Below are 13,548 nucleotides of genomic sequence, written 5' to 3' on the forward strand. Positions count from 1 at the left end.
TCATTCAATTTTTCTGTTGAGGTATATGGAAAGTGTGCGATGAATATTTCTAAAAAATTCCAATGCCAACATCGAACAAAACGTTGACGGAAATGCGAGACCTCCGAAAGCTGCCGCTTGTCGTCGACCTCGACGGCACGCTGACGACGACGGACACCTTGATGGAATCCGTCATCCGCGCAATCAAACGCAAACCGGGGACTCTTCTACGCATGCCTCTCTGGCTTGCTGGCGGTCGCGCGTCATTCAAGGCCAAGGTCGCGGAACACGCCGATTTTCAAGCAGACGCGCTCCCATACCGCGAATCGCTCATCGCCTATCTCGCACACGAGCGCGAAAGCGGCCGGAAGATCGTGCTCGCCACCGCGGCGCATCGCTCGATCGCCGAGCGTGTGAGTCGCCATCTCGGCTTGTTCGATCTCGTTATCTCGACCTGCGGCGAAACGAACCTCAAGGGCGAAATCAAGCTGGCCGGCATCCGTGAACAGGTGGGCAGCGACTTTATCTACGCAGGCGACAGCAAGGCCGACCTGCCGGTATGGGCAGGCGCGCATGGCGCCATTCTTGCCGGCGTAACACCTGGCGTGGCCGCGAACGTCCGGGGCCGCATTCCCATAGAGCAGGAATTTCGAAATGCCGGCGCGGACATCTCGACGTGGTGCAAGGCGCTGCGCGTCCACCAGTGGCTGAAGAACCTGTTGCTTTTCGTGCCCTTGCTGACCGCATTCGCCTTTTTCGACACCGACAGGATTGCAACCGTCGCGCTCGCCTTTCTATCCATGTCGCTCGGCGCATCCGCCACCTACATCGGCAACGATCTCTGGGATCTCGACAGCGATCGCCGGCATCCCCGCAAGCGCAACCGGCCTTTCGCCAGCGGTGCCTTGTCGATTGCCGAAGGTCTCGGCTGCGCGACGCTGCTGCTGGTGCTGGCGTTTGCACTTGCATTCGCGGTATCGCGTGCATTCGCGGGCATGTTCGTGCTCTACCTGCTGATCACGACGGCGTACAGTTGGCGCTTCAAATCGATCGTCTTGCTCGACGTGCTCGTGCTGTCGCTGCTGTACACCTACCGGATCGTGGCGGGTGCCGTCGCGGCGCAAATCACGGTCAGTCGCTGGCTTCTCGCATTCTCCGTGTTCGCGTTCCTGAGTCTCGCGCTGGTGAAACGCTGCTCCGAGCTGGTCCTGCTTCGCCAGAGCGACAGGCGCGCATCGGCAGGCCGTGACTACCGCGTGAGCGACCTGGAAGTGTTGTGGCCATTCGGTATCGGTGCCTCGCTGGCCGCGGTGGTCGTGTTCGGACTTTTCATCAACGCACCCGAGACCGCGGCGCGCTACGCGGTCCCGCACTTGCTCTGGTTCGTGCAGATCGGTCTGATCTACCTGTTCGGGCGGCTCTGGATCACGACGGTGCGCGGCGCGATGCACGACGATCCGATCGTCCATATCCTCGAAAACCGCGGTAGTTTCGGCACGCTTTGCGCCATGGTGGCGATGGTGCTGGCTGCTCATTTCCTGCCGGCGCCGTGAGCGGCGAAATACCATGACGGTAATCAACCAGAACCGGGTGCGTGCTTTTTGCCGCTTCGCCATCGTCTACGTGATGCTGTTCGTATGCGCGGGCAACATCACCAACAGCATGCTGCTGAAATGGGGTTTTCGCGACGACCAGAAGGGCAGCTTCGCGACGAGCTACAGTCTTGTCGGGATGATGAACGGCGATGCGCCGAAACCCTATGTCTACCGTTCGGCGTTCCCTCGCGCGGGGAAATGGATCGCCGGGCAACTCGGCCAGGCCACCCAGGACAAGTTGTTCAACTCGATCAAGCGACATGATTCGCTGCGAAAGGCCTATTTCGCGAACGTGCCGGACGAATACTGGACGCCCGTCACGGCGCTCGTTTACCACCTGACCTACATCGCGATCGTCCTGGCGACACTGTTTGCACTGCTGCTGATCTACAGGCTGGCCAGGCTGCATGGACTGAGCTTCGGACATTCCGTCGGTTTTCTGGCGGCCTTCAGTTTCATCTATCCACTGACGTTTCAGCAGGGCGGCTACTACTACGATTTCTTCGAGTTGCTCGGCGTGCTGGGCGCATGCTATTTCCTGCTGAAGAAGCGCATGGCGGCCTGCACGCTGATGATTGCCGTCTTCTCGCTGAACAAGGAAACCTTCTTTCTCGTTCCGCTCGCCTTGTTCGTGTTGCACGAGCCTGACGTGTCGATGCGCAAGCGCATCGCGTGGCTCGTGTTGCAGCTTGCAATCTGTATCGCGACCCGGCAGTTCATCATGAGCGGATACGGCGCGAACGCAGGTGGCTTCGTTGAATTCCATGTCTGGGACAACCTGAAGTTCTGGCTGCATCCTAAATCCTACCTGTCGTTCTACAACCTGATCGGCAAGGGCATCTTCACGCCGAGCCTGGAAAATCCCTTGATGCTGGTGCCGCTCGCGGTGTTCTTCCGTGCGGCCTGGCGTGCGACGCCAACTCGCTACCGGCACTACTTCCTCGCGGCATTCCTGCCGATACTGGTGTTGTTCCTCTTCTTCGGTTATCGGGACGAGGCACGCAATTTCTCGGTCGTATTTCCGGCCATCGTCTTGATCGCGTTGCACGGCGCGAGCCGCTTCAACATGATTTTCGGCGCGATCCAGGATGCATCGGATGAGGCTCGGATCACGGCGGCCTGTCGTTCGAATGCAGCGACGTCGAGGGCAGCGGCTCGATGAACTGGCTGATCGTCATCGCGAGCGGGATCTTCGGCGGCCTCGCCAGCGTCCTGCTCAGGATCGCGGCGCTCAAGGGAATCGCGCTCGGCGAGTCGAGCGTGTTGCCATGGCTCATGCGTGGCGCCGCGGTTGCGGCCTATGGCGCCGGCTTCATCCTCTACGCGCTCGCATTACGCAGGACCACGCTCGGCATCGCCTATCCCACCATGGTGGCGGTCTCCATGATCGTGGTCCTGTCGTTCACCGCACTCCATGAAAACCTTCTGCGGCCAATGCAGGCGGCCGGCGCCTTCGTCATCCTGATCGGGGTCTGGATGCTCACGCGTTACGCATGATGATGAGATGAAAACAAACATGAACAAGAAAATCCGAGGGACCAGGGTCGTGGCAAGCTCGCTGCTCCTTGCATCGGCCGGTGCATGGGCACAATCCGCGCAGCAGTTTGGCAACGAACAGCAGGTCCGGCAGCAGGAAGAGGCAAGAGAACGCGAGCGAACCGTTTCAGCGCCAGGCGTTCGATCGCGTGTTGCCGCAAGCGTCGGTTATCCGGTGCTTCCGGCTGAAACTCCATGCTTCCCGATCCGCCGCTTCGCACTCGATGTCCCCGATTCGTTACCCGTTTCCGCGAGGTCGGCAGGCGCGTCCGCGCTGCCGATGGATCGTTTCGCCTTCGCCCGCGAGTGGCTCGCCCACTACGCGAACCAATGCGTCGGCAGGCAGGGTCTCGACATGATCGTCAAAGGCCTTTCCCAGGAAATCCTGGCGCGTGGCTACATCACGACGCGCGTCTTGCTGCCTGAACAGGACTTGACGGGCGGCACGCTGGAACTCGCCTTGATCCCCGGCATGATCCGGCACCTGCGTTTTGCCGACGACACATTGCGCGGCACCTGGAAAACCGCGTTTCCCGCCCGCGACGGCGAGGTGCTGAACCTGCGCGACCTCGAGCAAGGCCTGGAGCAGATGAAGCGTGTCACCAGCCAGGACGTGTCGATGCAAATCGTCCCTGCCGAGCAGCCGGGCGAAAGCGACGTGGTACTGGACGTGAAGCGCGGCAAGCCGTGGACCCTCGTTGCCTCGATCGACAATTCCGGCACACGCGCGACCGGCAGGCTGCAGGGCAACCTGTCGATCGGCATCGACAACCCGCTCGGTCTCAACGACATCCTCAACATCGGCGTGAGCCAGGATCTCGAATTCGGCGACAAGCGCCTCGGCTCGCACGGCTGGAACGGTTTCTACTCGATCCCCTGGGGCTATTGGACCGCCACGATCGCGGCGTACACGAACACCTACTACCAGCAGATTGCCGGCGTGAACCAGACCTTCATCGCGAGCGGCAATTCAAAGACCCTGGATTTCAAGCTGGCCCGTGTCCTGCTGCGCGGTCAGAACGACGTGGTCGGCGGATATGTCCGTCTCTCGCGCCGCTTCGGCGAAAGCTTCATCGAGGACACCGAAATCACCCAGCAGCGACGCAACAACACGCTTGTCGAACTCGGGCTGACCGATCGCCACTACGTCGGCGGCGCGCAATTCGATGGTGCGCTTGCCTATCGGCAGGGCATCGGCGGATTCGGCGCGCGCGACGACATCCTCGCCGAAGGGGGCGGGCCGACCTACCGCTACAGCATGGCGGTGCTCGATGCGAACCTGTCGGTGCCGTTCGCGATCGCCAGGCAGCCGTTCCGTTACGTGACGAGCCTCCACGGCCAGTACACGGGCAACACGCTGTACTACATCGACGACCTGACCATCGGCAGCCGCTACACGGTGCGTGGCTTCGACGGCGAAACGATGCTGGCGGCGGCGCGCGGGTTCTACTGGCGCAACGAGCTGCAGATGCCGATCGGGCAGACCGGGCAGGCGATCTATGCCGGGCTCGATTACGGTCGCGTGTGGGGGCCGCAGCCGGTTCTGCTGGTGGGCACGCAGCTGGCTGGCGCGGTGGTGGGCGTGAAGGGCAGCGTGGCGACTCGATTCGGCGCCTATGCCTACGATCTGTTTGCCGGGACGCCGGTCTACAAGCCTTCGGGGTTTCCGACCGCGCGCGTCACGCTGGGGTTTCAATTGACGGCGCAGTTTTGATCGCAGCCTGCCGCGGCGCGGCGGCCGAATAAAAAATCTAAGAATTTTATGTTTATGCGCATAAATGACACATTGGGGCCGCCTGTTGCCACCCGGGCCGCACGCGGCCGGGCGTCATGGCGGCACGCGAAACGATGGCGCGGATTCAGTGCGAATCGCACTGGATTATGCGAAAAAAATCGAAAATCGACGGCGAAATCGCGCAGACCGCTCAGCTTACCCTTCATATAATTGTCGGCGTTCCCTCGCTTCAGGAGTGCCTCATGAGCGTCAAGCCCGCCCCGTCGTCTCCCATCTCCCTCGATCCGATCGTCGCGATGCCTGCGCACGCGCTATCCGACGCGATCCGCGGCAAGGCCGTGTCCTGCGTCGAGACCATGCGCGCCTACCTCGACCATATCGAGCGCGTGAACGGCCGCGTCAATGCGATCGTCGCGCTGCGCGAGCGTGACACGCTGCTGGCCGAGGCCGCGCAAAAGGATGCGGCGCTGGCGCGCGGCGAATGGCAGGGCTGGCTGCACGGCATCCCGCAGGCGCCCAAGGACCTGGCGATGACCAAGGACATCGTCACCACCATGGGTTCGCCGATCTTCCGTGATTTCCGCCCGGTCGAGGATTCGGTGGCCGTGGCGCGCATGCGCGCGGCCGGCGCGATCTTCATCGGCAAGACCAACACGCCCGAGTTCGGGCTCGGCTCGCATACCTTCAACGAGGTCTATGGCGCGACGCGCAATCCGCACGATCTCGGCAAGAGCGCCGGCGGCAGCAGCGGCGGGGCGGCTGCGGCGCTGGCCGCGCGCCTGCTGCCGGTGGCCGACGGCAGCGATTTCGGCGGCTCGCTGCGCAATCCGGCCGCGTTCTGCAACGTGCTAGGTTTCCGGCCCTCGGTCGGTCGCGTGCCGCGCTGGCCCGCCGTCGACGTGTTCTACCAGCAGTTCGGCACCGATGGCCCGATGGCGCGCACCGTCACCGACCTGGCCCGGCTGCTGGCGATCCAGGCCGGCCGCGACGCGCGCGACGCGCTTTCGCTCGACGAGGATCCGGCCCGCTTCACGCAGCCGCTCGACGCCGACCTGCGCGGCAAGCGGATCGCCTGGGTCGGCGACTGGGACGGTTATCTCGCGACCGAGCCGGGCGTGCTCGCGCTGGGCGAGGCGGCGCTCGGCACGCTGCGCAGCATCGGCTGCGAGGTCGATGCCGCGCTGCCGGCCTTCGATCCGGCGCGGATCTGGCGTATCTGGCTCGCGCATCGTCACTTGCTGGCCGGCGGCGCGGCGCTGGTGCATTACCGCGATCCGGCGCGGCGCGCGCTGCTCAAGCCCGAGGCGGTCTACGAGGTGGAAGGGCTGCTGGCGATGAAGGCCGAGCAGGTCTACGAGGCGAGCGCGGCGCGCACGGCCTGGCTGCAGGCCCTGATGGCGATGTTCGAGCGCCATGACTTCATCGCCGCGCCCACCGCGCAGGTGTTTCCGTTCGATGTCGACGAGCGCTGGCCGAAGGCGATCGCGGGCCGCGAGATGGACAGCTATCACCGCTGGATGGAAACCGTCACGCCCTGGACCCTGGCCGGCTGCCCGGTGATCAACGTGCCGGCCGGTTTCAACGAGGCGGGGCTGCCTACCGGCATCCAGCTGATCGGGCGCCCGCGCGACGATTTCGCTGTGCTGCAGCTCGCGCATGCTTACCAACAGGCCGGCGATTTGGTCGCCGAGCGCCTGCCGGGCATCCTGCGGGCTTAGGCGCGGCAAGGCGGAACGGAACGACTCCCGGGCGCGGCGCTTGCTATCGGGCGCCGCGTTTCCGTCGCCGCCGCGTGGGCTTCGCCAGGCTCGAAGCCGCGCCGCGCACCGGCCCCGGATTGCTCATACGTTTCCAGTTGTATCGATCGTTGCATCCCGCGTCGCGCTGCGCGGACAATTTTGTCCATGAAAGCGCTGACGACATCCCACAAGGTAAGAGCGATCGCGAAGAGGCATGCCCGGGCGGCCTTCATGGCCGCGGCGGGCTTCGTCGCGAGCGCCGGCGCGCATGCGCAGCAGGGCCACGCGCATGCCGCGGCGCGCCCGGCCGCCGCGCAATATGTCGCGCAATACGCCGCGATTGACGGCCGTGGCAACGACTCGGCCAGCCCCGATGGCGCCACGCGCAGCGCTTCAGCCTCTCCCGTTTCCCCTTCTTCCGCCGCCTCCGCTTCGCCGGACTGGACCGCCTATGTCGACGCGAATCGCCGCGTGCTGGCGGGGCAGGCCGACCTGGCCGTCGCGATGGGCCTGTCGGGCGCGGCGGGCCAGGCCGCCAGCGCGGCCGGCACGCTCGGCGACGGCAGCGACGCCTCGCGCGTCTCGAGCAGCACGCTCGCCGAGATCGGCGGCGCGCAGCAATCGATCGCGCTGGCGCTGTCGCAGGCCTTTGCGTCGGCATCGTCGGCCTCGGCCCTGCCGGTCGATCGCGACAGTTTCAGCAGCGGGCTCGCCTCGCTCGGCGAGGGCCTGCAGCGTTTCGAGGGCCTGCCCAGCGGCGCGCAGGCGGCCGCGCCCGATGCGGCCTCGTCACGCTTCGCCGAGCACGCGCCCGACCAGATCGACGCGGCCGCGGCCACGCTGAACGACGCGGTGCGCTACGCCTCGGTGCATGGCATCGAGGTGCCGCCGGTCGCCACGCTGGCGCTGCGCCGCGTCGCGCATTGACGGGCACGACGCGGCGCCATCGTCTCGCCGAAGCCTGCCGTCTCGCGCCTGCCGGCGGCGATCGCATGGCAGTGCTAAGGTAGCGCGCATTCGCCGCCGCGCGCGCTCCCTTCCACCGGACCTCCTGGCATGCACGACGATCTCGATCTTCCCGCCTATCTCGAACGCATCGGCTACCGGGGCGAAGTCGCGCCGACGCTCGATGCGCTGAGCCGGCTGCATCGCCTCCATCCTGCCGCGGTCGCCTTCGAGAATCTCGATTCCCTGACCGGCGCGCCGGTGCGGCTCGACCTGCCGTCGCTGGGCGCCAAGCTGGTGGCGCGGCGTCGCGGCGGTTACTGCTTCGAGCAGAACCGGCTGTTCCAGGCGGTGCTGGAGCGCTTCGGCTTTCGCGTCACGCCGCTGATCGCGCGCGTGCGCTGGCAGCGCCCCCCCGAGCTGGTGGCCGCGCAGACCCACATGCTGCTGCGCGTCGAGCTGGACGGCGCGACCTGGAACCTCGACGTCGGTTTCGGCGCGGTCACGCAGACGGCGCCGCTCGCGGCCACGCCCGGTGTCGCGCAGCGCACGCCGCATGGCGAGTACCGGCTGGTCGAGGCGCCCGGCGCCGACGCGTTCGACCTGGAATTCCGTGCCGCGAAGGGCTGGCAGCCGGTCTATCGTTTCGTGGCGCGCGCCGTCGAGCAGATCGATTACGAGGTGGCGAACTGGTACACCTCGACGCATCCCGATTCGAAGTTCGTGAACGACCTGATCGTCAGCCGCGTGCTGCCGGAAGGCCGCGCCGCGCTGCTCAACGACACCCTGACGCTGCGCGATGCGAGCGGGGCGGCGACCCGCCATGAGCGTCTCGCCGACGCGGCTGCCTGGGCCGCCTGCCTGGACCAGCGCTTCGACCTAGACCTGGATGGCTTCGATATCGAGCAGTTGTTCGCGCGCGTGCAGGCGCGCAGCGCGGCGCTCGACGCGCTGGCCCAGGCGCAGTCGCAATCGCGCTGAGGTGCGGCGCGGGAGTATCGAAGCGACAACGCGGGTAGGGCGAGGCTCGCGCGCGCTGCCTGCCGCGCGACCGGCGGCGCCATCCAGGGCTCAACCGGCCTGGGCCCCGCTCCCGCAATCGCCCGTCGCGGCCTCGCGCATCAGCCAGTCGCGGAACGCCACCAGCCTGGGCAGGGTCGCCGCCTCGCCGCGATAGACCACGTAATAGGCCAGCGCCGAGGGATAGGCGATCTCGGGGAACAGCGGCACCAGCCGGCCCGCGGCCACGTCGTCGCAGGCCATCACGCTGCGCGCCAGCGCGATGCCGTGGCCGTCGATCGCCGCCTGCAGCACGGCCGCCGAATTGTTGACCTGCATGCCGCGCCGCGCTTCCACCGCGGCCGCGCCCGCGTGGGCGAGCCAGGCTTCCCAGGATGCGAAACCCGCATCCGTCTCCACCGACCGATCGTGTATCAGCGGCTTGCCGGCCAGCTCGCGCGGCGAGCCCAGCGCGCCGTGCCTGGCCAGCCAGGCCGGCGAGCAGACCGGGAAGATGCGTTCCTCCATCAGCTTCTCGGCGGCGAGGCCGGGCCAACTGCCGCGGCCGTAGCGCACGCCGATATCGATGCCTTGCGCGACGAAATCCACCGGTTTCAGGTTGGTGTCGAGCCGCACGTCGGTTTCCGGGCATTGCGCGTGGAAGCGCTCGATGCGCGGCAGCAGCCATTTCGCGGCGAACGCGGGGCTGACCGCCACGGTCAGCACGCCCGAGCGCGTGCCTTCCTGCAGGCGCGCCAGGCCGATCGACAGGCGGTCGAAGCCGGCGCGGATATCGGGCAGCGCGCGCTCGGCGGTCTCGGTCGGCACCAGCCGCGCGCGGCCGCTGGTGCCGCGCACGAACAAGGGCGCGCCCAGCCACTCCTCCAGCGAGCGCACCAACTGGCCGACCGCGGCCGGCGTCACGTTCAGTTCGACCGCGGCGGCCGAGAAGCCCTGGTGGCGGGCGCTGGCCTCGAAGGCGCGCAGGGCGTTGAGGAAGATGGGTGTTTTCACGGTACCTTGATGCAAAAAATGATGTAAATTCGAATCTTATTTGATGAGGTGAAATCATGCGGACCACGGTGACTATCGACGATGATCTTTACACCCAGGCCTTGCAAATGGCCGAACCAGGAATGGACAAGGCGGACCTGTTCCGGGAGGCGATCAAGACATTCGTGCGCGTCCAGGCTGCAAAGCGGCTCGCCGCACTTGGCGGTGCGGCACCCGACATGCCAGACGTGCATCGTTATCGAATCGAGCCGGAGTCGTGATGGGGGTCCTGGTCGATACTTCGGTCTGGGTCGAGCACTTCCGCAATGGGAATCGAGCGTTGTTCGACCTGCTTTCTTTCGATTTGGTACTCATTCATCCGATGGTCATCGGTGAGTTGGCTTGTGGTACGCCACCGGCTCCTCGATCGAGAACGCTGGGTGACCTTCGTTTGCTGCAGGCCTGCAATCAGGCCAGCGTCACGGAAGTCATCGATTTCGTCGAACGAGAGCAACTCTTCGGCATGGGCTGCGGCTTGGTGGATTTCATCTTGCTCTCGTCGGCCTTGATTACGCCCGGAGCACGGCTCTGGACCATCGACAAGCGTCTTGCCAACCTCGCCGAGCGTTTCGGCGTGAATTTCGTTCCGATGCGGTAAGCGCGAAAAACACCTGCGCCGCTGCTCGTGCGGCGTTTTCTATCGTTGCTCGATCACGTCCGTTTTTTCCTCACGTTTTGCCCTCGTGGCATGTCCCCCACGAAAGCCAAAAGCTTTTCGTTCCCTCGTGTCGCAATCTAAAAGAAGAAAAAGATTTTCTTTCAGAGCGACACACAATATCTGATTTGCGGCACTTCCGCGATCGGCGAAGAATGCAGTCATCCAGTCACGAACTGCCGAACCAACCAAGCAGCCCGTGGCCCATTCAACGTCACGAACGGGAGTCATCATGCATAGTTTTTCTTCCAAGGTTGCGATCGTCACCGGCGGCGGCTCGGGAATCGGCAAGGAAGTCGCGGCGCGGCTCGTCAAGGCGGGCGCCAGCGTCGTGATCGGCGGGCGCGACGCGGCCAAGCTGAAGCAGGCCGCGGCGGAGATCGACGCGAGCGGCGAGCGCGTGCGCTGGCAGGCCGGCGACATCGCCAGGCCGGCAACGGCGGCCGCGCTGGTCGCGCTGGCCACCGAGGCCTTCGGCGGCGTCGACATCCTCGTCAACAACGCCGGCGTGTTCCGCCCCAAGTCCTTCCTCGAGGTGGACGAGGCCGAGTACGACGGCTTCCTCGACATCATCCTGAAGGGCAAGTTCTTCATGGCGCAGGCCGCGGCCAAGGCGATGCAACTGCGCGGCGGCGGCGCGATCGTGCAGACCGGCTCGCTGTGGGCGCTGCAGGCGATCGGCGCGACGCCGTCGGCCGCCTATTCGGCCGCCAATGCCGGCGTGCATGCGCTGACGCGCAACCTGGCGATCGAGCTGGCCGCCTCGAACATCCGCATCAACACAGTCGCGCCGGCCGTGGTCGAGACGCCGGTCTACAACACCTTCATGTCCGACGACCAGGTCAAGGAAACGCTGCCCGCCTTCAACGCCTTCCATCCGCTCGGGCGCAACGGCCAGCCGGCCGATATCGCCGAGGCGATCCTGTTCCTCGCCTCCAACAACGCCTCGTGGATCACCGGCACCGTGCTGCCGGTGGACGGCGGCGTGATGGCCGGCCGCCAGGGCTGAAACCCCTCGCCGAAGCAAGCCGAACCGAACCAAACCGAACCGAACAACCCAGCAAAAGGAGCCATGCCATGGCCTATCTGCAGATCACGATGAAGATCGCCAAGGAAAATCGCGCGGCCGCGGCCAGCGTCTACGCCAAGTACAAGCCGAGCTTCCTCGGCACCATCGCCGGTGCGCGTTCCAAGGAGCTGCTGCTGCGCGACGAGGACGTGCAGGTGCTGCACGGCTTCGACAGCGAGGCGAACGCGCAGGTCTATCTGCAAAGCGCGCTGTTTACGGCCGACGTGGTGGGCGAACTCGGGCCGCTGCTCGAGGCCGCCCCCGAGATCCGTATCTACCAGGTCGCCTGAGCCCGGGCGAGCCTCACCTTCAACCGAGATTGGAGCGATCCACCATGATGCAGGAATGGAATGCCTATCGCGACTCGCTGCTGGAGCGAGTCGGCGACTTCGCGAAACTGAACCCCGAGGCGATGCGCGGCCTGATGACGATCGACAACGCCGGCGCCAAGCTCGGCAAGCTCGAACCGAAAGTGCACGAACTGATCGCGCTGGCGGTGGCGGTCACCACGCGTTGCGACGGCTGCATCGCCGTGCATACCAAGAAGGCGGTCGAGCACGGCGCGTCGCGCGAGGAGATCGCCGAGGCGCTCGGCGTCGCGATCGCGCTGAACGCGGGCGCCGCACTGACCTACTCGGCGCGCGTGCTCGAAGCGCACGCGGCGCTGCCCACGGCCTGAGGCTTCGGGCTTCGTCGATGAACGGCGCTCATGCCAATGAGCGCCGTTCATCCTTATCCATTGCCGCGGTCCACGCGGCAATTTCCACGCACTTGTTCCGGAGCCACCCGCATGCTCGTCAATGCCGATTTCGCGCGCCGCGCCATCGTGTCGGCCGATCAATACCAATGGATCGCCTCGCCGCAGCCCGGCGTCGAGCGCGTGATGCTCGACCGCATCGGCGGCGAGCAGGCGCGCGCCACGAGCATCGTCCGTTATGCGCGCGATTCGCGGTTTCCCGCGCATCCGCATCCGGGCGGCGAGGAGATCCTGGTGCTGGCGGGCACCTTCTCGGAAGGCGAGCTCGATTACCCGGCCGGCTGGTATCTGCGCAATCCGCCGGGCTCGGCGCACCAACCGTCGAGTGCCGACGGCGCGGTGCTGTTCGTCAAGCTGCGCCAGATGGCGGCGGGCGAGGCGGCCTCGATCCGCGTCGACACGCGCGATCCGGCTGCCTGGCGACGCGAGGCGGGCGGCGAGGTCTGTTCGCTGTTCGTTTCGGATTCCGAACGCGTCGAGCTGCGCAGGCTCGACGCGGATGCGGCGCTCGCGATCGGCGCGACGGGCCGGGCAGAGCTGCTGGTGGTGGATGGCGAATTGCGCGTGGATGGGGCGCGCTACCTGCGCGGTAGCTGGATCCGCCTGCCCGATGGCGATCGGCCGGCCAGCCGGGCCGGCACGAGCGGCGCGACCGTCTATGTGAAGACCGGCGGCGAGGCTGGCCAGCCCGAGGCGGCATCGTGCTGAGGCGCGCGCAGGTAGTGATCGTCGGCGCGGGGCTGGCCGGCCTGACGGCGGCATGGCGGCTGGAGCAGCACGGCTTTCGCGACCTGCTGCTGATCGAGGCCGGCGAGCGGCTCGGCGGCCGGATCGAGGCGCCGGGCGAGGCGGAACTGCTCGCGTCAAAGGCCGGCATGGCTGCGAGCGGCGCGGCCGCGCAACAGAACGCGCGCTTCGATCTCGGCGCGACCTGGTTCTGGCCGTCGTTCCAGCCCGAATTGAGCGAGCTGGTCGAGGCGCTGGGCCTGGCGCGCTTCGCGCAGCCCGAAGCGGGCGCGATGATGGTCGAGCGCGGCCAGCAGGGTGCGCCGCAGCGGATGCAGGCCTATGCGACCGACTCGTGGCGGCTGGCGGGCTCGATGGGCGCGCTGGTCAACGCGGTGCGCGCGCGCCTGGCCTCGACGCGGATCGTGACGGGTGCGCCGGTGCGCCGGATCCGCCTGGCGGGCGAGCAGGTCGAGCTGGAGACGATCGACGCGCGAGGCGGCGCGAGCGTCTTCTCGGCGGCGCACGTGCTGCTGGCGCTGCCGCCGAGGCTCGCCGCCACCACCATCGAATTCGAGCCGGCGCTGCCCGAGCCGATCGCGCGGCGCTGGCGCGGCACGGCCACCTGGATGGCGCCGCACGCGAAATACCTGGCGATCTACGAGCGGCCGTTCTGGCGCGAGGCCGGCTTGTCCGGCGAGGCGCGCAGCGCGCGCGGGCCGCTGGCCGAGGTCCACGACGCCTCGGCGCCGGGCGGCCC

General features: G+C 66.4%; 17 protein-coding genes. 14 read left to right on the top strand and 3 right to left on the bottom strand.

Annotated elements, in window-relative coordinates; genetic code table 11:
* Positions 1-92: 92 nt before the first annotated feature.
* The 4 genes from F3J10_RS19280 to F3J10_RS19295 are packed head-to-tail and all read left to right on the top strand — an operon-like array spanning position 93 to position 4,824.
* Positions 93-1,532, top strand: a complete 1,440-nt coding sequence (locus tag F3J10_RS19280; RefSeq protein WP_167242781.1) for a UbiA family prenyltransferase — start codon at positions 93-95, stop codon at positions 1,530-1,532.
* Positions 1,533-1,545: 13 nt separating this feature from the next.
* Positions 1,546-2,736, top strand: coding sequence for a hypothetical protein (locus F3J10_RS19285; RefSeq protein ID WP_167242770.1), 1,191 nt, complete (start codon positions 1,546-1,548; stop codon positions 2,734-2,736).
* The gene (locus tag F3J10_RS19290; RefSeq protein ID WP_167231517.1) at positions 2,733-3,071 is read left to right on the top strand and encodes a small multidrug resistance protein; all 339 of its coding nucleotides are present in this window, start codon (positions 2,733-2,735) and stop codon (positions 3,069-3,071) included. Before F3J10_RS19285 ends, F3J10_RS19290 begins: the two co-directional genes overlap by 4 nt.
* Before the next feature lie 19 nt (positions 3,072-3,090).
* Positions 3,091-4,824 (top strand): ShlB/FhaC/HecB family hemolysin secretion/activation protein, encoded by a 1,734-nt coding sequence (locus F3J10_RS19295; RefSeq protein WP_167242771.1) that lies wholly within the window; start codon positions 3,091-3,093, stop codon positions 4,822-4,824.
* Here F3J10_RS19295 and F3J10_RS19300 read toward each other — a convergent pair.
* Entirely contained in the window at positions 4,803-5,051 is a 249-nt protein-coding gene (locus F3J10_RS19300) for a hypothetical protein (RefSeq protein WP_167242772.1), read from the bottom strand. The genes F3J10_RS19295 and F3J10_RS19300 overlap by 22 nt on opposite strands.
* 36 nt (positions 5,052-5,087) lie before the next feature.
* Between F3J10_RS19300 and F3J10_RS19305 the strand changes: the two genes are divergently transcribed.
* From F3J10_RS19305 to F3J10_RS19315, 3 genes are all read left to right on the top strand, one after another.
* Complete coding sequence (locus F3J10_RS19305) at positions 5,088-6,563, top strand: amidase (RefSeq protein ID WP_167242773.1); 1,476 nt, start codon at positions 5,088-5,090, stop codon at positions 6,561-6,563.
* Between the two features lie 186 nt (positions 6,564-6,749).
* A complete protein-coding gene (locus F3J10_RS19310; protein ID WP_167242774.1) occupies positions 6,750-7,511 on the top strand; it encodes a hypothetical protein in 762 nt (253 codons plus the stop codon).
* Positions 7,512-7,640: 129 nt separating this feature from the next.
* Entirely contained in the window at positions 7,641-8,510 is an 870-nt protein-coding gene (locus F3J10_RS19315) for an arylamine N-acetyltransferase (protein WP_167242775.1), read from the top strand.
* Positions 8,511-8,600: 90 nt separating this feature from the next.
* Here the strand turns inward: F3J10_RS19315 and gcvA are convergent, their stop codons facing one another.
* Positions 8,601-9,542, bottom strand: a complete 942-nt coding sequence (gene gcvA / locus F3J10_RS19320; protein ID WP_167242776.1) for a transcriptional regulator GcvA — start codon at positions 9,540-9,542, stop codon at positions 8,601-8,603.
* Between the two features lie 56 nt (positions 9,543-9,598).
* Here gcvA and F3J10_RS19325 point away from each other — a divergent pair, with 56 nt between their 5' ends.
* Positions 9,599-9,802: a type II toxin-antitoxin system VapB family antitoxin gene (locus F3J10_RS19325; protein WP_025097985.1), complete on the top strand. Its 204-nt coding sequence runs from the start codon at positions 9,599-9,601 to the stop codon at positions 9,800-9,802.
* Positions 9,802-10,179: a type II toxin-antitoxin system VapC family toxin gene (locus F3J10_RS19330; protein ID WP_025097986.1), complete on the top strand. Its 378-nt coding sequence runs from the start codon at positions 9,802-9,804 to the stop codon at positions 10,177-10,179. Before F3J10_RS19325 ends, F3J10_RS19330 begins: the two co-directional genes overlap by 1 nt.
* 39 nt (positions 10,180-10,218) lie before the next feature.
* On the opposite strand, the gene F3J10_RS19335 is transcribed toward F3J10_RS19330, so the two are convergent.
* Positions 10,219-10,470: a hypothetical protein gene (locus tag F3J10_RS19335; protein ID WP_167242777.1), complete on the bottom strand. Its 252-nt coding sequence runs from the start codon at positions 10,468-10,470 to the stop codon at positions 10,219-10,221.
* Here F3J10_RS19335 and F3J10_RS19340 point away from each other — a divergent pair.
* From F3J10_RS19340 to F3J10_RS19360, 5 genes are all read left to right on the top strand, one after another.
* The gene (locus tag F3J10_RS19340) at positions 10,469-11,245 is read left to right on the top strand and encodes a glucose 1-dehydrogenase (protein WP_124095168.1); all 777 of its coding nucleotides are present in this window, start codon (positions 10,469-10,471) and stop codon (positions 11,243-11,245) included. The genes F3J10_RS19335 and F3J10_RS19340 overlap by 2 nt on opposite strands.
* A gap of 68 nt (positions 11,246-11,313) precedes the next feature.
* Positions 11,314-11,595 carry a hypothetical protein gene (locus F3J10_RS19345; protein WP_025097988.1) on the top strand — a complete coding sequence of 94 codons (282 nt, stop codon included), beginning with the start codon at positions 11,314-11,316 and terminating at the stop codon, positions 11,593-11,595.
* A 44-nt stretch (positions 11,596-11,639) separates the two neighbouring features.
* Positions 11,640-11,984: a carboxymuconolactone decarboxylase family protein gene (locus F3J10_RS19350; protein ID WP_167242778.1), complete on the top strand. Its 345-nt coding sequence runs from the start codon at positions 11,640-11,642 to the stop codon at positions 11,982-11,984.
* A gap of 111 nt (positions 11,985-12,095) precedes the next feature.
* Complete coding sequence (locus F3J10_RS19355; protein WP_167242779.1) at positions 12,096-12,770, top strand: cupin domain-containing protein; 675 nt, start codon at positions 12,096-12,098, stop codon at positions 12,768-12,770.
* Positions 12,764-13,548, top strand: a 785-nt coding sequence (locus F3J10_RS19360) for an FAD-dependent oxidoreductase (protein ID WP_167242780.1), incomplete at its 3' end; no start/stop codon positions are given. The genes F3J10_RS19355 and F3J10_RS19360, both read left to right, overlap by 7 nt.

Source organism: Burkholderia sp. Cy-637 (assembly GCF_011753175.1).
Taxonomy (GTDB): Bacteria; Pseudomonadota; Gammaproteobacteria; order Burkholderiales; family Burkholderiaceae; genus Burkholderia; species Burkholderia gladioli.